This is a genomic window from Pseudomonas sp. Z003-0.4C(8344-21), from assembly GCF_900104975.1.
Lineage (GTDB): Bacteria > Pseudomonadota > Gammaproteobacteria > Pseudomonadales > Pseudomonadaceae > Aquipseudomonas > Aquipseudomonas granadensis.
The window spans coordinates 2,125,929-2,146,128 of sequence record NZ_LT629756.1; the positions used below are offsets into that span (position 1 = coordinate 2,125,929).

Sequence of the window (20,200 nt, forward strand, 5' to 3'; positions counted from 1 at the left end):
TGACTAACATGGTGGCTTCTGTAGCGGAATACTTAGCCCAATTCATCGAAGGGGAATAATGACTTCCATTCGATGAATGTGCTGCCTGAGAGTGGCGAACCGATTGTTAGCTATCTCTCTGAAAGAGATCATCAATGCTTTCTATATCCAACTTGCTAGACGCCCGTGATGGTGAGTAGCCCGAATCATTAGATGCAAGGAAATCTTGCATTCGATCCTTTAAATCATAGGCATCGACTATTTCATCGAACATTTCTGCCGTTGGCGTTATATGCCAAGTCGCAAATTTTTCGGTAACGAGGTTTTCTAACTGTTCCTGTGAGGAATCCAAGTCATAGCCATAGCGAAACACATCTCTTTCCTCAAAATATTCACCTAGGGAGGAAAGCACATTGTCGAGTGCTGTTTCGGCAAAGGTATCGGAAAGGGTAGTTGCTTCGCTAGGCTCAAAATGGGTGATTAACTCACCAAGCAACTCGATCTCTTCGTCATTTGCGCCAACCTGCATCGCTTCTAATGCAAATGCCTCTGCATCAATAGGCGCTATGATACCTGCATTGCTAGGGCCATGGGGTGGAACCACCTGTTGATCGGAAATTTACTTGAGGTGCATCCCGTCCTTTGCTCTGCCTGAAGTGCATACGTACCGACGAAAGCTCCCACTCAGCTGCAACCCCCGGACGCAACGCAGGCAGTGCGTTCAGGTAGGTCGAACCAGAGATTTTTTTCAATTCGCTCCAGCATTTCCCGATCAGTCGGGCTATACGCATTAGCGTCATGAACTCGGCTGTAGCTTGGATCGGAGATATATAGCTAGCCGCAATTTGCTCCAGAGGTAATGATTTATCGCTTTGAATGATCGGTGACTATCGGTCATGATAATGGCACTTCAACATGTCAAGGAGCACGAGATGTCGTCCGCCGCAATCAAGATCGAAGAATTGACCCTATCGACAATTCGCCAAAATTTGGCCAAAGGTCAGAGCACCAATCCCGCTATCCAGCGCCTACGGTCGCGGGTTTTAACTGAGTCCGACGTCAGCCAGGTAATCACCAGCTACGATCGCATGCACCACCGCCACAATCGTTCGTGAGTCGCCTGCATGGACGCTGCTAAGTTCTCGTCGTTTTTGGTTAAAGTAGCATCGCGATGCAATCTCGATTGCGATTACTGCTACGTCTACCACCACGCGGATCAGAGTTGGCGCTCCATGCCTAAATTTCTCTCTGCGGAGCATCGCGAGGCATTCGCCCGTCAACTCGCGGAGTATGTGATTCAGAGTGACCTGAAACACTGCACAGTCATATTGCATGGCGGTGAGCCGTTGCTGGCAGGAGCTCAAGCACTCGCCAATTTTGCAGATCTCCTTCGCCAGACCTGTTCTGTTCCCGTCGACGTGAGTTTGCAGACAAATGGACTTCTATTGACCGAAGATGCCTTGGGTATTCTTGCCAAGGCGGATGTCGGTGTTTCGCTTAGCCTTGATGGGCCTAGATCAGCTAACGACAAGCACCGGCTGACTCGCAAGGGGCGTTCCAGCTTTGAGCAGACGGAGCTGGCACTCACGCGGCTACAGCAGTATCCATCGATCTTCGCAGGCGTCATTGCAGTGGTGGACGCTTCGACCAGTGCGACAGAGCTTTTTGAATATTTCGATCAATTCAATCTCCCACGTTTAGATTTTCTGTTGCCGGACGCCCATTGGCTTCGTCCACCGCCGGGCCGTAATCAAGACCCTGGGCTGTACGAAAACTGGCTAATCAATGCGTTTGATGTTTGGTTCGACCGTTACCCGCACATCCCTCTAAGAACGTTTGAAGCCTTGCTCGATGCCTGCGCAGGGCTGCCTTCTGGCACTGATGCGTTTGGCTTCGGTGACGTGAGCTTGTTGTCGATTGAAACGGATGGCAGCTATCACGATCTAGACGTTTTAAAGGTTACTCAGGATGGCGCAACCAAGCTCAATGGCAGCGTGTCTGACACACCCATCATTGAGGTGGCGCGTTCACCATCCATCGAACAGCATCGTCGCTATTTGAGAAAGGACGGTCTGTCAGATATTTGTCAGTCGTGCGCTATCGTGGATATATGTGGCGGCGGTTCACTTCCTCACCGCTTCGGCGAAAATGGTTTCGTTAATCCTACGGTCTACTGTAATGAGATGAAGCGCCTCATCTCCCATATCGGCAATCGACTACAGGAGCACCTTTACAGCGAAATGCCTGAAGATGTACCGGTACCACTGCCCCTAACTTTTGACTTGATTAGCTTCGAGCTGGCAGAGACTTCTAAGCCTCATTTGAGTTGGCTTTGCGAAGGCGCAAGGGATGACGCGGTGCAGCGTCTGCATGAGGCGCTGGATTTGTTTCCAGAAAATAGCTGCGTAAAGCAGCTTAAATCGATGGGCCAGTCGACCTTTGAAAAGGTGGCGCTTCATCCAGGCGCCGTCGCGTGGTCAAGTGCCATCGTGGCTCATGACCGTGGACACGCCTTGCTAGCGGTGGATGGTCAGGCCATTTCGGTAGGCCCTGCCTATCTGAATACGTTGCTTGAGGTCGCTCATCAGAAATCTGATTGCAATGAACTTGATCTTGGCCGTGATGATCTCTGGCTGAGAGCTCCATTCGGAAACGCTATTTTTTTCGAAAGCAAAGAGCTTGCGGCGCTCGGAAGCACTCTCGTCCAACGCGCCATGGATATCGTAAAAGCTTGGCGTCCGGATCTTGCGGCGGAAATGCTGGCAGCATGCAGCTGTGTCCAATTCGTTCGCGATCCCGGTGCGGATCCCTGCAAGATCGTGTCATTCAGTGATAACTCTGTGCCTGGCGCGCTTTACGTATCCATATCTCAAGGTGAGGGGTTGATTGACCCATACGATCTCGCGGACTCACTGATCCATGAACATCGTCACCAGAAACTTTACCTGTTGGAAAGATATACGCCGACCGTGGAACGTACGTCTGCCCAAGTAGTTTCTCCGTGGAGAGAAGACCTTCGTCCCCCATCTGGTTTGCTACATGCAGTCTTTGTGTTTGTAGAGCTCAGGCGTTTTTGGATGCATGTGCGTGATCACGGGCCAGCTAAACTTAATTCCCGTGCTGTTAACCAGATTGCAGATACCGACCTGCATTTGAAGCAGGCGTTTGCCACGTTGAAGGAATGCCCGTTAACGCAAATAGGGCTGAGCCTTGTTAACGTTCTAAGCCGTGCCGCCAAGGAAGGGACAGAGTCCTATGAGTTCACCCATCATCATTCCACTGTCTCGACTGTCGCTTGATCCGCAGCAAAGACACGCTCAGCTTCGAGATTACTTTTGTGACAAGGATGCGGTTGCTAATCGGGACGCAGATTCATGGGTATTAAATCTGGGATGGTCGGATGACCCGTATCGTTACGTTGACCCCCAGCTCGATATAGGACTCACGTGGTGGGGCGGTGATCTTCGGTATCAGGATATGGCCTTGGCGCGTAAACGAAACGGTCGAGTGCTGCTGTCGCTGAATGATACTTGGACACTTGAGAGTTGGAGTGAATGGGTTTGCAAGAACCCCCAGCATGGCGACATTACCGTACTCCATGTTGATGATCATAAGGATCTAGGGACTCCCCGCCTTTTCGAACGTACTGATGGCTGGATCGATCCCATTGAAGGGCGGGCTGTGAATATTCAACAGCCCAGCACCGTAACGAGTGCGATTATGAGTGGCTCGTTGGGAATGGGGAGTTTCTTGACTCCATTCCTTCATTACGCTCCCAGTACTGATGTACGCCACCTTTGCCAAGGGCCCAAATGCGTCGGCACGGTCGATTCAGAGATTAAACTGGAGTCACTGGCGGATACGCTGCTAAGTCCTTCTGAACGTCGTCCTGGGATCTCGCTAGTTTCCGACCAGAAAGGGGTAGGGCGTGGGCGTTATCGGTTTACCGATGACTTGGATGATTGGCTTGAAGGGCTTGAAGGAGGTGACACTTCCATCCTGCTTCACATCGACATGGATTACTTCTGCAATCGATATGACGGCGACAGTGATTCTGTAGACCATCCAGGCCCTTTGAACGACCCGTTGCCAAGCGTGTTAAATCGAATCGACGAGCTGACCCGCGCATTAAATCGGGGCAGCTTGGTAAGCCGTCTCGCGGACGTCGTAATAGCCTTTTCTCCAGGCTTTTTCCCAGCGGAGTTCTGGGCTCAAAGTTGCGATAGGCTCCTTTTAGGTTTGGGAGAGCAGTGCCATGGCTCGATCGCTGAGTAGTTCGAGGCCCAAAGCAGCCAAAAGTCGGACGCTCAAACCTCCGGCAGTCAAAGCCAAATCAACGATGGGCCCAGTTTCTGCAGGTGCTGTGGAGCTAATCAAAACTTCAGGATCGCGTGAAAGAGGAGGTGGCCCAGGCGGAGAAGCATGGATAATTTTGGCAGAAGGGAGGCGGGCTGGTAGCGCTTATATCAACATGATCAATGATCGCATCCGAGGGCATCATCCATCCTTTCACGTATTTCTGAACAGACCCAGCCAAGGCCGGCAGATAGGTCGCATGGCGTATAAGTATTGCTGCTCGCTCAGCCAATACGATGTCATCTACGCGCACATGCGCAAGTCAAATGCTGCATCACGCAAGGCGGCGGAACACGCGGGCTTCGTCGATGCGACGGTACCTGAGGACTCTCAGCTTGTGTTGGTTTGGCGTAGGCCGTCCGTTGGGATGCTCGATGAGTAGCCGGCTAGTGCTTAGTGCGAGACACTTAACAACGAACAACATTTCAGCGCAGTTATAGGAAGACAGTCACTACGTGATTGATCTTGCGAACAACACAACCGAGAATTGCATGAGTTCGATCGAGTTACAATTTGACGAGAAAAACGAAGACGTACTTATTTGGAATGGACAGGTGGTCATGTCGCGTACCGAAGAGGAGTATTTCAAAGTTCTGTTTCGGCGGCTTGCTTACCTTAAGCCAGTTTCTGTGTTAGAAATTGGTTACGGGTTAGGGATTTCTGCAGGCCTTATACAGGAGTACTTGATGCCTCTTCGGCACGATATTTTTGAGATCGAGAAGGCTGTCTGTAAAGACCTGGAGCGTTTTTCCGACGCAAATCTGTCTGTGCACTCCCACTGCGGAGATTGGAAGCAGTCCGTTATAGATCAGCAGTACGACTTCATTTTTTTTGACCCATTTGATTACTCACCGAACCAGCAGAGTGATGAAGAGGAACGTGCCGAAACCGCTAGGCGTATGAGGCTTATGTTGAATCCTCGCGGCGTTCTTTGTCATCCTCACTTTGGTGATGGAGATGTACCTCACCTTCCAGGTTTTACGACGGTTGTCGTAGAGCGTCTCAAGGTATCTCCTATAAGAATGGCTGATGAAACCTCTTGCGAAGATGTGGCCATTGTTTTTCATCGGCCAGACGTTAACAGTTAATCACCTGATGATTAGTGGGTTGTATCGTGTGCATAATTGATAGATATGCTTAGGCGAATAGTGGCAATCAAGATGACAAAAAGCGTCTATGGTATAAATCACTTGCCCTAACTGAATTAGCGTGCAAGCTTGACGGTCAATTGAGCCGCATAGTTTTTGTTCTGCAGGTATTAGCACAGGAGCGTTTGAATTCAACGGAGTGCCCGGTTCATCGTTAAAAATGCGTATTAAAATCATAACGAAAAAAAACCGCCCATTGGGCGGTTTTATGTAGAGGCAGTTAGTAGCTGCTTCCACTGCACACCAAAGTGTGCTGACGCACCGACATAATATCTTTGAGCGCAGGAGAAATCAAATGGCCATCAGTTGCCCGCGAATAATCTGTTATCGGGTGGTGGCGTTTTGATACTTTTTTGATATCTATTTGGTGTGCCTGATGATGGCATCAGGCTACGATTTCGCTATCACGAAAAATTGATTATGATGCGGACGTCCGCCGGTCAAAACGGTAGGGCGAAGATTTTTGGCCCCTCTGCCGCAGGCCTAGTAAACCTGTTCAGCTTAACAGAGGGCTCATTCATTCTTAAGACCTGCGCACCGAATGTGCTGACGCATCACTCATTCGAGGACAGAGGGGCTGGGCTCTTCCTCGACTGCAGGTCTGTCCGAGAGGCAAGCATGCTCAGGATTTTGAAGGTCATTTTCAGGACGTATTTGATCGCCTTCCACGTTTGGAAGCTGATTCGCGATTACTACAGATAACGTGCAATCAATAAACCACCGCAGCATGCATTGCTGCGGTGACTATGAATAATACTACAAGGTCGTTTGCCTCTGCCAAGTTCCCACGATTAATAGGGCAAAGCGAAGATCGCATCCAAGTCGCGTGAGCAATAAACCATGAATCTATTCGTGCGTTTAGAGTTCGTTGTAATTGAAAACATCATATTGTAAGGATAGGATTATGGACATCAAGTCATTGGTGTTTTGGGGCATTGTCGGCACTGCTGCGGGTGGTGGTCTTTACGGTGCCTACATGAAATTTTTTGGTAAGGCTGCTTTTACAAGTGTTGAAGCTATGCAGTTGCTGAATGACTGCACAATTCTGCGTACTGACACATTTTTAAATTACGAAAAGGCGCGACCTGTACTTGAGAAGGTTGAAGAAAAAATCCCTAATATAGAAAAATCTGACTCTGTGATTGCTATTACAGCTATGTTTGCGGGTGATAAAAGCCTTCCAAGTGGTTTTGCAGCATCTTTGCGCGAATGTGTTTTAGACCTACAGGAAAAAATAAAGAGCACGGAAGAGTCGCAGTAGTCAATTACCGGGTTTTACATGAAATTGAAGAGCTGAGGTGCTAACCGCACCTCTTAGCATTGCATGAGAAATTTTTGGCGCGTTTTGATGCTAAAGCGCTCTTAAATTAGGGAGTTTGGCATAAAGCCTCTTTGATGCTTTACCCCAAGCTCAATTTCCTTCCGATCGCAAGCCTCAGCATCCAACCTTCGGCCAGGATCAATTTAATACAATACAGGCCAAGCAATGCGCTCAAATCTCGCCTTGATAGCTTGACCGTAGGCAGGCTCAATTTGAGCCGCGTAGGCCGCAAGTCCCATCAAATGATTACGCATGCCCGCCACAGCAGAAAACCCTCGTCGCTCCGCATGCTTCAGCGGCCCGACATCTTCGCGTTCTAGATAATGTAGATGCATGCGTATCTTCATTTTGAAGTCGCGGGTCAGTCTCGGAACATCTTGGTTGACCTGAAGTCCCAAAACGATCTTCCTACTTCGCGGTGACACAATAGCTGTTTTGGTCAGATTGGGAGCCAGACCGAATCGCCTCAATACTCCATAGATTTCGTGGACGGCCATGCGGGCATCATTTCGTTTGAAAGAATGATCTGCCGTGGAAAACGTAAGGTCATCAGCGTACCGGGTGTAGTTCAGAGAGTACCGATTTGCCAGAGCAGTCAGTAAAACGTCCGCTTCTTTCATGGCGAGATTTGCCAGCATTGGGCTCGTTGCCGCTCCCTGGGGTAAATGTCCAATTCTCGGCACTGCATACGATCTGATTTTCGACTTGGCGAGAGGAGCTTTTCGAAACCATTTTGCAGAGCGGCGCAAACTGTTGAGCGGCCCGATTCGAGTACAGATGCGTGACAGTTCCAACGACACGAGGGGTTGATATCCAAGGCTGCGAAACACACGGTAGCAATCGACTTCTGATATCGACTCGAAGAATCGTTGCACATCGACTTTGATAAGCCAGCGACTGGCGCAATGGGGGGCGGCAGCGTCGATTAGGCGGCAGTCCGGTGCAAAAGCCGTGCTGGCAGAATGAGGAACTCCCTTCGCCAACACATGCTTGGCAATCCAATGCTGGGCCACCGCCAAGCTGTGCGGTGGTACGCAGATCACCCGAAATGAGGTGGGCTGCCCCGGTCGCGCACGCTTACGAACACGGAATATTTTGTAGGCGTCGGTTTTTCTCGTAATGTAATCACGCAGATGTGGGTATGGCACCTGAGTCAGCAAGGCCAAATGTTTTAAGGTAAAAATAGGAGGAAGAGAGCGTTGGACTGCGACGATTTTTGCACCGGTTGCAATCGCCGCTGCCATTACTGATGCTGGTACATCGGCAGCGCCAGGGGCGCGACGATAGTGTTGAGGCTTCCAATCCTTCATCTACTTTGACACCCGCAGGGTGAGTGCTCCCGCCGCAGGCCGAAGGCCACGCCACGTGAACTGTGGCGAGAGCGCTTAACCGTAAGCGGGGGCTAGGACATAGAGCAGCAGTAGTCTGCGCCCGGTAGATGAGTCTTAAAGCCTGACTCGTCTTGGCGGCAACATTCCAGGAATGCACGCCGATGCTAGAATCTAGACTGGTCGCCTCAACGAGGAGGGATAGTACGGTTGTGGCTCATGATTGCCAACAGGCATGGCGTTTGAAGCGAGCTGAAGCTGCTTTTTTGCATGCGCGAGCTGGCCGACCCCCTTATCAGTCACACGCCGTTGGGAGTCTATCCACCCGTATGCTGTCATCTCTTTTAAAAGCTTGTTAAGTTCGTGCGATGGCAGGCCAACCTTCCCAGCAAGTATCCTGTCATTGAGGCGCGGCGGACGTGACAAGGCCCCCAGAAGAAGAAATATTTGCCCGGTCGGAATATCTGAGTTCATTACCGCGTTGGATTTGGCAAGTATGTGCTGTCCGAGCTTAATCAAGCGGGCATTGATTTTTTCCGTCGTCAGACCAATCCCATAGTGGTCTTTGCTAATGCTTGCAGAAACTCTGGCCGGGAACAGCGGCGTCCAAGGGTTCTTTTTCTTCTTAGAGGCCTTGTGGAACATCAACGGGACATTGTTCGGTGCGCCATGAGCGAAAATGAGTAGGGCGCCGGTACTCGCATACCCCAAGCTTGGCCCACTCCAAACCCACTGTCCGCGACCTAGCTCTCCTTCAGTTGGGTTGTAAACCGTGCAAAGCCTTTTCATTTGCTCTGCCACAGGTTTTGAAAATGTCGTGTCGATGGTTGGGCAGGGCAGAACGATGTGAACCTCAGGATGGCTGGGATGGCGTGACACATATCTCTGCCCGCTTTCTGTCGCCGAATAGCCCATGACCGAAAACTTTATCAGTTGCCCTGACCACCAGCTGCGTACGGATCGCACACGCCAGGCAGCTTCGAGATAGCGTCTTGCTCGATCTCCACTACCGATCAGATCTGTGACGACCCAAAAACTGCGCACATGTTTGCGACGAATCTGGTCGGGCCCGGGATGGTTGAGAAACTTTTTGGGAAACTCATGGCAGAGCTCTGAAATCATCTGCGCCACAATTCCTTCACTACCGACGGAGGGGTCATATGACTTTGTCGGCTTAACCGCAGCAGGGCCGGCCGCTCCAGAGGCTCGCTGAGGAACTCTTCTGGCCTCCTTGAACAGGCGGTGGGGCTTCCCTTGGCGGTGTCCAAGTTCACGTTCGGCGTAAAGTGCGACTCTGCCATCGATGCACTCGGCTTCGCTGAGCAGCATAGTGCGCATGTGATCTATAAAATCATCCCGCGAGACCAAGCAAAAAGCGTCCAGCAGCTTCTTTGCAAGCGTACGGTCTCCCAAACTGAATTGCTGCAACCATGCTTGGGCTTGATGACCATCCGATATCTTTGTCAACTCATCCATGGGGCATCCTGATTCGAGAAAGCCTACAGTTCCCTGCCGCTGTGTCGAGACACCTTTTATTCGGGGGTTGCTGTCGTGAGACTCGGGATATCTTTTGCGATCAAGCGCTCTCTCATTGAGAGAAAGCGCTTGAACACCGGATTAGCTCTCACGAGCGATCTCGCCGTCGAGGTGATTTGGTTTATTCAATGAAGGTAGCCTTTTTGCGCGCTTTCGGTGAAGTCGTGGATGAGACTGGAGGGTTGGTAGGGGTGTATGCAGCACCTACATCCGACAGAGTCGAGGTGATGCCCGAGGCGCTAGTGTCGGTAAAGATCTCGTCCACGAAAGAATCTTGCGTTTGCAGAGCGGTCTGCACGGCCAGCTCGTGGGCTTTTTCCAAGTTGGTGGGATGGAGATGCTTGAACACGTCGAAGTTTACTGCCACCGTCTTAATTGCATGAGCCCTCAGTGCCTTGGTGCCCTTGATCATTCCCTTCGCTTCGTTTGCTTCGTCATTCTTGCTCATATCGCTTGCTCTGTTCAGTGGGAGGGCGCCTAAAAGATGGCTGTACCCTCCCGTGCTTATATGGTCGAGATTTCTGCGTGAGCGCTTCGTCTCGTCTGTATTACCCTTCCAATCGAGCGTATACGCGTGCGCATCGACATGACGGGGTGAAAAAACTATAATCCGATCGGTTGAATGTGTCACCTGTTTTAAAACGTAATCGCTGGCTGGAGTGTAAACGTGGCAGAAAGTAAGGTAAAAAAAGCGATAAGTGTTCGGTTCGACCCTGCGGAATACGCAAACTATTCGTCCATGGTTGAGGACGCTGGACTTGCCGTGAGTGATGGTTTGCGGCAGTTGGTGACCGAGAAGCTACGGCAAGCTAGCAAAGCCGATATGGGTAAATTTCGCGTTATTTGCGATTTTTTGTGGAAAACGCCCGATGTAGCTTTCCCTGAACACGTCGGAAACATGCTGGTTACGGTGATTCCGCCTCAGGGCTTATCAGTCGAGCTTCTGCAACGACTCGTTTTCGTCATTCCAGAATTTTGGGAGGACTCCAATCAAGGTATGGTGGAGTCCTTCCGTATTGACTCGGCCTATTTTCACAGAGTGACGGAAGAGGGCTACCAGAGAACGAGTGCCAGGACGTCGCGAAATGTCACAAGCTTTCACCTCCTCAAGAGTCGGTGGCGAGCAGCTGTGTTCGATTACGACAGTGGGTGCACTGTGGAGGAGTTGGAAAGCCTGATTCGAACAGCCGTCACCTCTCACTTCACCCAGACCATCCGGTGTTATCTCATCGACCACCTGCCTGAGTCCCGGTTACTCCCAGAGAAACTCTACAGAGAGATGATGAGCTTCCGTGACGAGAACACGCTCGATGAAATGATGGCCTTATAGTGGGGGCCCTACAGGCTTGATGGACAAGGTGCCTATCCTGTGCACGCACCAAAAGTACCGGCGTTTGATCAGGCATTTAGCTTGGTCGCGCTGGATCTGGGAGCGCAGAAGGGCGCAGATCATGCATTTAGACAAATGCCTCGATTGTCCGAAATCAGACCTCATGGTTCCCTTATGAAGGGTTCCGCCCTTTGTTTGCTGCTGACTTTCTAGAGTAGCGGTGTTGATATGACGACAATTGACCAGCCAGCACTACCAAATCGTAACTCCGTTATCCTCCGCTTGAATGGAGTTCCAACCGCCATCGAGGAAGGAATGGTAGGAGAAGGTTTTTTTCTCGACTCCATAGGAAGTTGGCGATCGTTAACTGACGATGGGCTATATGAGGTCGGCAGCCAGTGTGCGTATCTGCAAGACGAGCTTGCTGCCAAGATATTTGGGAGCCTCAGCGACTACCAAAATTTGCAACCCTTTGCCCCAAGTTTTGTAGTTGAGGCTGGGCTTAACTCGGAGTCGCTGATAGGTCGCAATGAGTTCGAACAGCTATTGCAGACGTATGTAAAACTCCCGGAGCTCAACCGATCTTTGTATTTTTATGATTGCTGCATGCTGGTGTCGGCTATTCAAGAGTGCACAAAAGAGGTGAGTCAGCTCACTGGAGAATTTTATCGAATACTCAACCTGGAGCCTTTCTTCACACCTGGAGTTCGTCTGGATGACGGCATCCGGTGGAGTACATCACCCACCGTTACGAATCTCAACGCGATACTTAGCTTCCTGTTTATCCGAATGCACAGCTTGCTTGATTACCTTGCCAAGCTAGCGATGGAGACGGAAAACCTTCGAACAAATTTTTCGACTTATCCCAAACTAGCCTCGTCAAAATTCCTTTTTGGTCAACGGAACCGGTTGGCGATCAATGATCGCAAAGGATCTCTTTTTGAATCCTGTAAAGAAGTGCAGGAGGTGGAGTCTGTTCGCAATCTGCTCATTCATGATGGGCTACTGGACGATGTGCCAAAGGCCTACGAGGTCATTCGCAATGGCGTGACAATAGAGCGCTTTGTATTGATGCCAGACCGAACGAATGGCCAATTTGAGCGCTTTAAAAATCGACGGCTTTTTTATAGTCGAGAAGACAAGATCAGCCTTCGTCTAGCTAGCCTTGTTCGCGGGTTTCAGTCGCGTGAAGTCGAAACGCTCAAGGGGATTCAGGACAATCTAGCAGCGTTATATTAACGTGGCACGTTCATCGGACGATGTCGTGGACTAGGCCCTATTCGTAGGGGATTATCCGAATAAACCACTCATGAAATTACTTCTAACGCCTTAATCAGAGAGCCGGTTGATGAGTGAACCTGTGTCCCAAAACGCTTGGCAAGTGGCTGCAGTATGCTGGCCATGTACGAATCAGCTCGGAAAAATGTAACGTAGGGCACATAGAGCGCATGGATAGCGTCGACGAAGTCGCTATGCTTCATCACCCGTGTTCCCGTTCCGAAAGAGTTACGTACCGATCTGTAGACCCCACGTAAGCACGTCGACAAACCTGGGCAGTACTGATCGACGAGAGAGATATCTCTGCACGCGGGCGCGCCTGGTACCCAGGTAGTGAGCAGTTTATTGACGATATCGAGAATGCCCTTGTTCTGAGTTTTTACCCAGAAGCTATTATTGAAACTGCTTAATGTGGTTGCTCGATTATCTGCCGGCATACTGATCAGCAGGTTGCGCAGGTCTTCAAGGTTAGCCTCTATCGTCTTGATCAAGTTTTGCGCCGGGCGCCTTACCCACTCACCAATTGCTCCCAATTTATGGTGGTGCTCTCGAAACCACTGAGTCATGTAGGTTGGGTCGCGCAGACTCTCCAAAAGTGCCTCATCAGCTTTTTTTCGACTTGCCTTCCCCATCACATAATTATGAAGCACTTGAGCATCCTTCGGCCGCATCGGAAACGTCTCAATAAACTCATCAAGATTTGGTTTTCCTATATGGCTGATATTCGACCGAAAATTGCCTGACTTGCTCAATGTGGTCGCCTTTAGGGCGCGGCGCTCCTTTCGATTGAGCGATGCGTCCTGAGCCTGTTTATTCAAGGTGCCGGAGATATCAAGGCTGTCCAGCGGACTCACCAGAGCTCCGAACTCCGGGAACCATTGGCAATTCGTGTCCATGACCTGGATCCGATCAGAACGTAAAGCAATCAAACTCTCAAGTTCTGCCTTGATCAGTCTGTCGAAAGAGATCATCGCATTTCGTTCACAGAGATCTTTCAAGAGTCCCGTACGCCGAATGGCAGCATCGGCATACGCTTGATCCAACGGCGCCATTTCTGAAATATGGGCGCCTGAAAAAGCGAAGACCGCGCGGCCTGAAGCTTTGAGCGACAGCAGGCTTGATCGAACCAGTGCTTCTGACTCAGACAGATTCATTTTGCTAAGCGCTGAATAGTCGTTGCTGTCCAGATAAATGATGCTTTCAGGCATAACACTTCTCTTTTCTTGAGTTCGAAATAAGGTTCAGGCGCCGGAACACAGCAAGCTAGCCAAAAAATTCATTTTTCGATAATGGCTTGGTACGTGGATCTTTCTGTAGAGACCGTCCGGCCTATCGATGCATTGCGGCGCTGGCAATCGACACGTTGGCTTGCCACCGTATGTCTGCTGAGCTTCCCATAGTTCGTCTCCAAAAAGCCTAGTTACCGCGTTAAGCCAGGTCGCTAGGATGCGACTTTACCAACCCGCAGGAGATAATCATGTCCAAACAACCCACTTCAACTAGCCAGCAACGCCAACAACGCCAACAACAGAATCAAAAATCGGATGCACTTAACAGTAATCCCGGCACATCGGGTACCAATCCGACTAATGCTCACGTTCATGGCAATCGCGGAAAACAGCTCAATCCAAACCAGCGCTAGGAGTGCGTACCCCCGGTCACTGACCGGGGGTATCAAGGATTTCAGATGATTATTGATACCTGCTTTGCTACCCAAGGCGAGCTGGCCAAACTCGCCTACGATGCATTCGGCGTGCTCCCGCGTAAGGAAGCCAGTCATGATGACATCGACGAGACTCAAAAGAAGGCCATCCAAAAGCAGTTGGCGAGATTGGCCAAAGAAGAAGGTGGGCTGCTTTCAAATCTTGAACAGGTGATTCAGACGATCAGTAGCATCTTGGAAGCGTACTTGCCCAATATCCAGGTCATGAATGCCGTTGGCGATCCATTCAACGACTTGCTGGACGCATACAGCCGGCTCGTTCGTGAAGAGGGTACCTACCTTAGCAAAGTGGAAACCATCCGATACTTTATTTCGACCCAGGCAATCCCCTTGCTTGTCGTGTCGCTGAATCAGAGTCTGCTTAAACACAGGCTTGCTGATCTTACGCTCGACATGCCGGAAGAAAAATTTTGGTTCCTGCCAACAGTCGCTGAAGACGGCAGCCGGGTACTGCCTCTGGAAAAAGTGATGCGTTGGGTCTACGTGCGCTGTGATCTCTCGCAGACGCAGTTTCACTATCCAGGCAAGAATCCGCGAAGCGACAACAACATGCTTCAACAGAACCTCGACAACGCCATCAAGTGGGCGCGAGGCGTAAGGTTACCGGCGCTTCCAGCCTTGTTTAAAAATTTCGAAGAATCCTTTTCCACCCTGGCTCAAACCGGGCGAGAGATATCCAAGGGACTTCAGGCAAGCATTTTCGTCGCACTAATGGTTGCGAGGGTGTCGAGCTACCTCGCAAGGGAAATCACTGAAGTCTACGATCCTCAATACCTCGCCGATGTCTGCCGACAATTTCGCGAGTACGCCCTATGGATCGCCGATGACGTTAACGAGTTCAAGGCCGAGCTTACCCCGGTAATGAACCAGCACACATCCCCTGAGTCGGCTTCGTTTGTTTGGCACAATGCCTGTAGCCAGTACTGGGCATTTTTCGACAGCAAGTTGACTGCCGTCGCCGCCACTGTGCAGCGGCTCACGGATGCTCGTCCTGGCGAGCCAATACGAGATGACGTACTCACGGCTTTTAAGAGTAGATATGGCCTTTTTGCTGTCTGCTCCTATCAGGATCTGGCTCGGCGGCAGTCAGCATTTCTCCCTCCTCACGGTTTTGCTGAGCTGCTGAATCAGGGGTTTTCGCTCAAGAAGGATGTAGGCACTCAGTTGGAGCATATCGACGAGTATGCTTCCCGTGTAGCAGCGTATGGGTTGGATGAACAGCTGTGTTGGATGCTGCCTTGGCTACGCGGGGTTTACTACTATCGCAAAGGGGAGTTCAAGGCTGCGATGCCGCACTTCAAGGCTGCCTTTGAAAATGCCAAGTACCGAGCAGGGAAAAACCAGTACACGCTGGTGAATCAATACGTGGAGCTCGCGGCGAAAAATGGTGATCGACGTAGCTTTAAGAAGGGAATTGAATGGGCGCAATACCTGGATATCAAGGTGCGCTGGTTGCGTGATGATGAGCCGACAGAAAAGAAGCTGAACTACGTCTACTACATGCTGAGGATAGCTCGGTACGACCACCAGATGTAGCGAACGTATCCACGTGCGGGTGTTAAGCGATGGCGATAAACTCAAGATACGTGATCTGCAAACGATGAACACAACGCATCAGAAAGCATGACGATGAGGCGGAAGTAGCTATGAGCTTAATGAGAATAACACTGCCGAAGCAGCCCGGATTCGACCCCCAGTTACGAGGTTTGGGATATAAGACTGCCAAAGAGTACAGCCGTAAGCTAGCGATCGTGGGTAGTGGTTTGTTCGTGGGATGTGGAGCGCTGTTTTTCGTACCGCTTACACAACCTATGGCGCTAGGATTGGCGGGAGTTCTGCTCGGCCTTGCCTGCATCGTAGGGCGCAAATACAACAAGCATGCTTGTGAGTTCGTGAAGCACACGTCGTTGCCTCAGCTCATCAAGATATTTGCCCCAACCTGGCGCTACATGTTGATGACAACCATTTTGCTGGGAGTTGGGTTAGGTCTGAATGAATGGAGCGTTTATGCCGAGAAGAAGGAAATGCTATTAAGCCTGATCTTGTCTGCAGGCTGTTTCGATTCACTTAAAAGCTTCCTCACCACCAAATAGTTGTTCATGGAGCGGTGGTGGTGGGCTCGTCGCATGTAAGCTGCCGCTCAGATAAGCCCATTTATTTAAGTTTGCAGCGTCAGCTCGGCGCTCGGTGTCATGATGTCGCGTCATTTTTGAACCGACGGAGCCGAAGACTGATCTGCTGCTGGATCTTGGTAAAAAATGCTGTTGATATACCAAATGGTTTCGCCGGTTGGAGTCTGTACGGTTGCTTCGTCACCTTCCTGCTTCTTGAGTAGGGCCCGAGCCATTGGTGAATCGATCGAGATGTAATCGTTGCGTCCATAAATTTCGTCGTACCCCACAATCCTAAATTTCTTCACGTCTCCATCGTCTTTTTCAACCTCGACCCAAGCCCCAAAAAACACCTTCCCCTCCTGCTCAGGGGAATAATCGACAACCTTCACGTCCTCCAGACGCTTGCGCAGATACCTAACCCTTCGATCAATCTCCCTTAGCAGTTTTTTGTTGTACTGGTAGTCCGCGTTTTCGCTGCGGTCTCCCAGCGATGCCGCCCAAGCGACTTTCTGGGTTATCTCAGGGCGATACACACGCCACAGATGATCGAGCTCTGCTTTTAGAGCGTCATGGCCGCCGCGAGTGATGATGTTTGTGGCCAAACCGGCCTCCTTTTGAAAAATGATGCAAGCCCTAACAGGGGCTAAGTAAATTGCCGTGCTCGCATACGGGAATTTCAAGGCACTTATTTGCTCAACGGCTTAGCACGAAATCCAGCATCACCGGGACTAAATTCACAATGGGTAGAAAGTGCGTGTAGTTAGTCATGATCGGCTCAAGTCGAAGCAGAATTTTATCCGTATTTAGCTCATTCTCGCGCAAGACCGTTTTGTAAAGGACATCGAAGTCGGTTGTCGCGACGGTGTAACGTCCTTGCTCTGATCGGCTCATGTCTCCGAATATCGCAATGACAGCCACGTAGCATTTTCCGCCAACTCTCAGGGCAAGCGGTACCAGGCAAGCAGCTTCAAATGGGTCATGTGCCTCGACGAACCTGAAGGATATCCTGGCCCCAGTTTTTCTATTCAAGAAACCAGATATAGCTCTGATGTTTTGATCGCAGTGGATGAGCTCTGTTGCTGATATCGTCAGGTGTTCCCTGTCTGCGAAAAAACTCTTCATCCCCATCAAAAGGTCAGCCGTTTCCAGCGCCCGTGAATAGTCTGGCAAGACTACGCCTCTTTTGACGATCACAGAGCTCTGGGTGCCGTAGAAGTCCATCTCTATGGAGAGGCTTTCAGGTCTGCGTAGCAGGCAGACTATCTGAAAAAAATTAGCAAGCCCGTCCAGGTGAATCGGCAACTCGGGGTCGAGCGTTGCGGTGAATTGGGCGCTTGAACCATCTTCATTCATTAACCAGTCAAAGGTGCCGCAATCGATCCGGATTTTTTTCAGGCTTTTGGGGAGCCATTCATGCATAGGGCTGAAGAAGGCTGAAGCCTCCACCAGCGCACTCACGCCACTCGACAGATCCCGGAAGGTCAATGTGCCCTTGGCAGCAGGCGCCACTGGAGTAAGCTCCATAATCCCCGCAGATAATTCAGTACGACTACGTGGATCTACCTGTCCAAATCTTGTGGTTGAAAATTGCATATTCTGCAGCTCGACGCTCCCGCCCATTCCTAGTGTCGCGTTAACGAATGCAGTGAGATTTCCCATGCCCTCAAGCTGAAAATGCATTGCGTGGCAGCCATCCTCAAAGCCAACATTTTTGAGAAACATGGATTTTTTATCGGTGTATTTGGCAGGGGAGCTTCCAATAGCTCGTAAGATTTCTGACTTGAACGTGCTCGGCTCGCTGAGCCTTATTTCACGACCTAATCCAAAATCAACTCGTAGTGTGAGCTTGTGTAACCTTTCCGCTTTGCCGGCGATGATATGAGTATTAACCCTCTGCAAGATTTCACGGATCAGGGGTTCATCGACATGACGTATGAATGCCCTTTGAGGATGTGGCCCTTGCGAAAAGTCCATCAGGACATAGAAGGAGGGAAGCGGGCTGGTAGCCATCTTGCGCAGGTTGGACAGGGTGACATCCACTTTAAGCGACGTGGTACGCGTGGATTTTACTTGGACTTTGCCTGCAATTATGGGCTCATGAAGTGTCATCAGCGTAAGTTCGCCGGTTTCCTGCTCTACCTCGACGAAGACGTCCCAACCGTGCTTATCAGCACTGCTTTTATTGGCGGTCACTCCATCGACGGAGCAAAAGCCCATAAAAAAATGCTCACCACCCGCACCTATATCACTCATAAAATCCTCTGGCTTTCCTTTTTATCCATGTGCTTTTTTCACCGGAATTGGTTGAAAGCATTTCGTTACGCGCTACGAGTAACGTGCAAGTTGGGGCGACAGTCCTGTTTGACTTTTGGTTAAGACGTAATCAGGCATCATCACGATGCTTCGCCTGAACAAACAGGTGACTAGCGCCCTTCAATCGGCTTGCTTGGCGAAGGGGAGGGGGGCCGCGCAGGAGTACCAGCAGGAACGCCAAATCCAACCTTTTTTTTCTTGGCGGCAGCGGCGTTGAGCGCTACAGGACTGAGGTGAGCCAGGCTTACCATAAGACCAAACTTCCTGAATATAGCGTCTAGGGTCGCAACAGTCGGATTGCTGCTGTCGACCTCCAGCTGCGACAGAGTGCGCTTTGAAATTTTGCAGGCCTTCGCGAACCTCTCCTGGCTTAAGCCCAGAACATTTTCACGAAGTTGCTTAGCAGCGCCACCCAGCGACAGGTTCCCTTGGGCGACTTCCTCGGCCACTGCTTGAATGTAAGCCTTGCGCTCTTCTAGAGTCATCTCTTTCACTTTCCCCCACCCTGTCAGCCTATCCAGATTGAACGGAATTCTCTTGTGTGGCGCATTATAATGCACTGAGACATGATGAGCGATAGGGTAACGGCGCATTAAAATGCGCTAATCGAACGCGTTTGTTTTTTCGGTGCTTGTAAGAATGAACGGCAAATGGGCGCCTTTCACATAGTACGTTTTGAAGACGGTAGCCCCCTCATCTACCGGCTAATCTGCTGGGTGTGACGATTAGGGAGGCGTATTTACCTTGACGCGGACATTGCATGCTCCGCCTCAGCCCCCTTTCGTATTCACCTCCTAATTGATTACTCAGCTTTTTGCTCCAACCTCATACTGGGCAAAGGAACACGGTCGACGGAAACTCTCAACACCGAATGATGCAAACCGGCATATGCGTGAGCGCTTAGCAAGCGTGGGAGGAAAACCATCGGGGTGAAGCGCATGAATATTTTGGAGCTAAAAGCCCTGAATGACCTGCTGGAAAAAGAGTACGGTTGGCCAGGCGAAGTAGGTGTGTCTCCCGACGATTTCCAGCGTAGCCATCCATCACGGCATCAACGTCAACGTGATCCGCAAGTGGCTATCTATTTACCAAGATCAATCATCCGCTACCCTGCCGGCCTTCGTTCAGTTTTCTCGATGCGCAGAATCACCGCATCACCTGTTTTCACTGATACCTTGACCTCCTTGATCAACACCTCAGAGCAGCCTTGGCCTGTAAACGCTGACAGCCGATGTACGCCCATGGTGAGCCCAAAATGGGCTAACTCCCCGAATGAAAATCGGCAGCGGGGCTCCCATCTATCGAAAAACGAATTGTGCATCTGCCATCTTCGGATTCGTCACCCACCACCACAAGATGGACATCAGATCGTTCGGTGAAACCGTAACGCCTCGACGCTGGAACAAGCTCGGCCCGCTCTGGAGAATATTGCCGCACCGGAACGCACCTTGCCGTCGCAGCGACAGCTGCAAGGAAAGTGAAAAATCTCACTTTTTCCCACAATGTTCTTGCGTCACCGTTTGGAAATGCTAGAGACCTAACGTGAGCGTTCTAAGTCTTTTTTCAAGCACATCCTCAAAATGCGTTGTTAACAGATCGCAGCGATCCTGTGTGAGGCCTGACCAGCACGAGATTCCCAATATGAAACCCTCAGCCTTCGCTCCATTTTTCACGGCGATAATCATCGACCCCGCATGCTCAATGTCATAGACGATCCTCTCTGCTCGACGTCTTATAAGTTCAGGTAGAACATCTGTATGGTTGCTCATGACGT

Annotated in this window: 20 protein-coding genes; 12 read left to right on the top strand and 8 right to left on the bottom strand. The window is 50.6% G+C overall.

Annotated elements, in window-relative coordinates; all coding sequences use genetic code 11:
- Window positions 1-106: 106 nt before the first annotated feature.
- Window positions 107-583, bottom strand: a complete 477-nt coding sequence (locus BLU24_RS09800; RefSeq protein WP_157720827.1) for a hypothetical protein — start codon at window positions 581-583, stop codon at window positions 107-109.
- A 328-nt stretch (window positions 584-911) separates the two neighbouring features.
- Between BLU24_RS09800 and yhhA the strand changes: the two genes are divergently transcribed.
- The 6 genes from yhhA (at window position 912) to BLU24_RS09830 (ending at window position 6,744) form a co-directional block, all read left to right on the top strand.
- A complete protein-coding gene (yhhA, locus tag BLU24_RS09805) occupies window positions 912-1,094 on the top strand; it encodes a YhhA family cyclophane-containing RiPP (protein WP_157720828.1) in 183 nt (60 codons plus the stop codon).
- A 9-nt stretch (window positions 1,095-1,103) separates the two neighbouring features.
- A complete protein-coding gene (gene yhhB, locus BLU24_RS09810) occupies window positions 1,104-3,278 on the top strand; it encodes a cyclophane-forming radical SAM/SPASM peptide maturase YhhB (RefSeq protein WP_093099626.1) in 2,175 nt (724 codons plus the stop codon).
- Complete coding sequence (locus BLU24_RS09815; protein WP_172833253.1) at window positions 3,235-4,254, top strand: hypothetical protein; 1,020 nt, start codon at window positions 3,235-3,237, stop codon at window positions 4,252-4,254. Before yhhB ends, BLU24_RS09815 begins: the two co-directional genes overlap by 44 nt.
- A gap of 64 nt (window positions 4,255-4,318) precedes the next feature.
- Complete coding sequence (locus BLU24_RS28130; RefSeq protein ID WP_331717146.1) at window positions 4,319-4,717, top strand: GNAT family protein; 399 nt, start codon at window positions 4,319-4,321, stop codon at window positions 4,715-4,717.
- Between the two features lie 109 nt (window positions 4,718-4,826).
- Window positions 4,827-5,423, top strand: coding sequence for a hypothetical protein (locus tag BLU24_RS27880; RefSeq protein ID WP_177344119.1), 597 nt, complete (start codon window positions 4,827-4,829; stop codon window positions 5,421-5,423).
- Between the two features lie 964 nt (window positions 5,424-6,387).
- Complete coding sequence (locus tag BLU24_RS09830; protein ID WP_093099632.1) at window positions 6,388-6,744, top strand: hypothetical protein; 357 nt, start codon at window positions 6,388-6,390, stop codon at window positions 6,742-6,744.
- Between the two features lie 203 nt (window positions 6,745-6,947).
- On the opposite strand, the gene BLU24_RS09835 is transcribed toward BLU24_RS09830, so the two are convergent.
- The 3 genes from BLU24_RS09835 to BLU24_RS09845 form a co-directional block, all read right to left on the bottom strand.
- Window positions 6,948-8,114, bottom strand: a complete 1,167-nt coding sequence (locus BLU24_RS09835; protein WP_093099634.1) for a reverse transcriptase family protein — start codon at window positions 8,112-8,114, stop codon at window positions 6,948-6,950.
- A 192-nt stretch (window positions 8,115-8,306) separates the two neighbouring features.
- A complete protein-coding gene (locus tag BLU24_RS09840; RefSeq protein WP_093099636.1) occupies window positions 8,307-9,608 on the bottom strand; it encodes a phosphoribosyltransferase-like protein in 1,302 nt (433 codons plus the stop codon).
- A 181-nt stretch (window positions 9,609-9,789) separates the two neighbouring features.
- Window positions 9,790-10,116, bottom strand: a complete 327-nt coding sequence (locus BLU24_RS09845; protein WP_093099638.1) for a hypothetical protein — start codon at window positions 10,114-10,116, stop codon at window positions 9,790-9,792.
- Between the two features lie 219 nt (window positions 10,117-10,335).
- Here BLU24_RS09845 and BLU24_RS09850 point away from each other — a divergent pair, with 219 nt between their 5' ends.
- The gene (locus BLU24_RS09850) at window positions 10,336-10,998 is read left to right on the top strand and encodes a hypothetical protein (protein ID WP_093099640.1); all 663 of its coding nucleotides are present in this window, start codon (window positions 10,336-10,338) and stop codon (window positions 10,996-10,998) included.
- Between the two features lie 228 nt (window positions 10,999-11,226).
- The gene (locus BLU24_RS09855) at window positions 11,227-12,237 is read left to right on the top strand and encodes a hypothetical protein (RefSeq protein WP_157720829.1); all 1,011 of its coding nucleotides are present in this window, start codon (window positions 11,227-11,229) and stop codon (window positions 12,235-12,237) included.
- A 68-nt stretch (window positions 12,238-12,305) separates the two neighbouring features.
- Here the strand turns inward: BLU24_RS09855 and BLU24_RS09860 are convergent, their stop codons facing one another.
- Window positions 12,306-13,484, bottom strand: coding sequence for a hypothetical protein (locus BLU24_RS09860; protein ID WP_093099644.1), 1,179 nt, complete (start codon window positions 13,482-13,484; stop codon window positions 12,306-12,308).
- Between the two features lie 269 nt (window positions 13,485-13,753).
- Between BLU24_RS09860 and BLU24_RS09865 the strand changes: the two genes are divergently transcribed.
- The 3 genes from BLU24_RS09865 (at window position 13,754) to BLU24_RS09875 (ending at window position 16,092) form a co-directional block, all read left to right on the top strand.
- Window positions 13,754-13,918 carry a hypothetical protein gene (locus tag BLU24_RS09865; protein WP_093099646.1) on the top strand — a complete coding sequence of 55 codons (165 nt, stop codon included), beginning with the start codon at window positions 13,754-13,756 and terminating at the stop codon, window positions 13,916-13,918.
- A 45-nt stretch (window positions 13,919-13,963) separates the two neighbouring features.
- Window positions 13,964-15,535 (top strand): hypothetical protein, encoded by a 1,572-nt coding sequence (locus BLU24_RS09870; protein ID WP_093099648.1) that lies wholly within the window; start codon window positions 13,964-13,966, stop codon window positions 15,533-15,535.
- A gap of 110 nt (window positions 15,536-15,645) precedes the next feature.
- Window positions 15,646-16,092 carry a hypothetical protein gene (locus tag BLU24_RS09875; protein WP_231990201.1) on the top strand — a complete coding sequence of 149 codons (447 nt, stop codon included), beginning with the start codon at window positions 15,646-15,648 and terminating at the stop codon, window positions 16,090-16,092.
- 110 nt (window positions 16,093-16,202) lie between these two features.
- Here BLU24_RS09875 and greB read toward each other — a convergent pair whose 3' ends face one another.
- The 3 genes from greB to BLU24_RS09890 form a co-directional block, all read right to left on the bottom strand.
- The gene (greB, locus tag BLU24_RS09880) at window positions 16,203-16,715 is read right to left on the bottom strand and encodes a transcription elongation factor GreB (protein ID WP_093099650.1); all 513 of its coding nucleotides are present in this window, start codon (window positions 16,713-16,715) and stop codon (window positions 16,203-16,205) included.
- A 91-nt stretch (window positions 16,716-16,806) separates the two neighbouring features.
- A complete protein-coding gene (locus BLU24_RS09885) occupies window positions 16,807-18,366 on the bottom strand; it encodes a hypothetical protein (protein ID WP_093099654.1) in 1,560 nt (519 codons plus the stop codon).
- Between the two features lie 170 nt (window positions 18,367-18,536).
- Window positions 18,537-18,911 (bottom strand): helix-turn-helix domain-containing protein, encoded by a 375-nt coding sequence (locus tag BLU24_RS09890; protein ID WP_093099657.1) that lies wholly within the window; start codon window positions 18,909-18,911, stop codon window positions 18,537-18,539.
- 453 nt (window positions 18,912-19,364) lie between these two features.
- On the opposite strand from BLU24_RS09890, the gene BLU24_RS27550 reads away from it, so the two are divergent.
- Window positions 19,365-19,805, top strand: a complete 441-nt coding sequence (locus BLU24_RS27550; protein WP_157720830.1) for a hypothetical protein — start codon at window positions 19,365-19,367, stop codon at window positions 19,803-19,805.
- Window positions 19,806-20,200 lie beyond the last annotated feature (395 nt).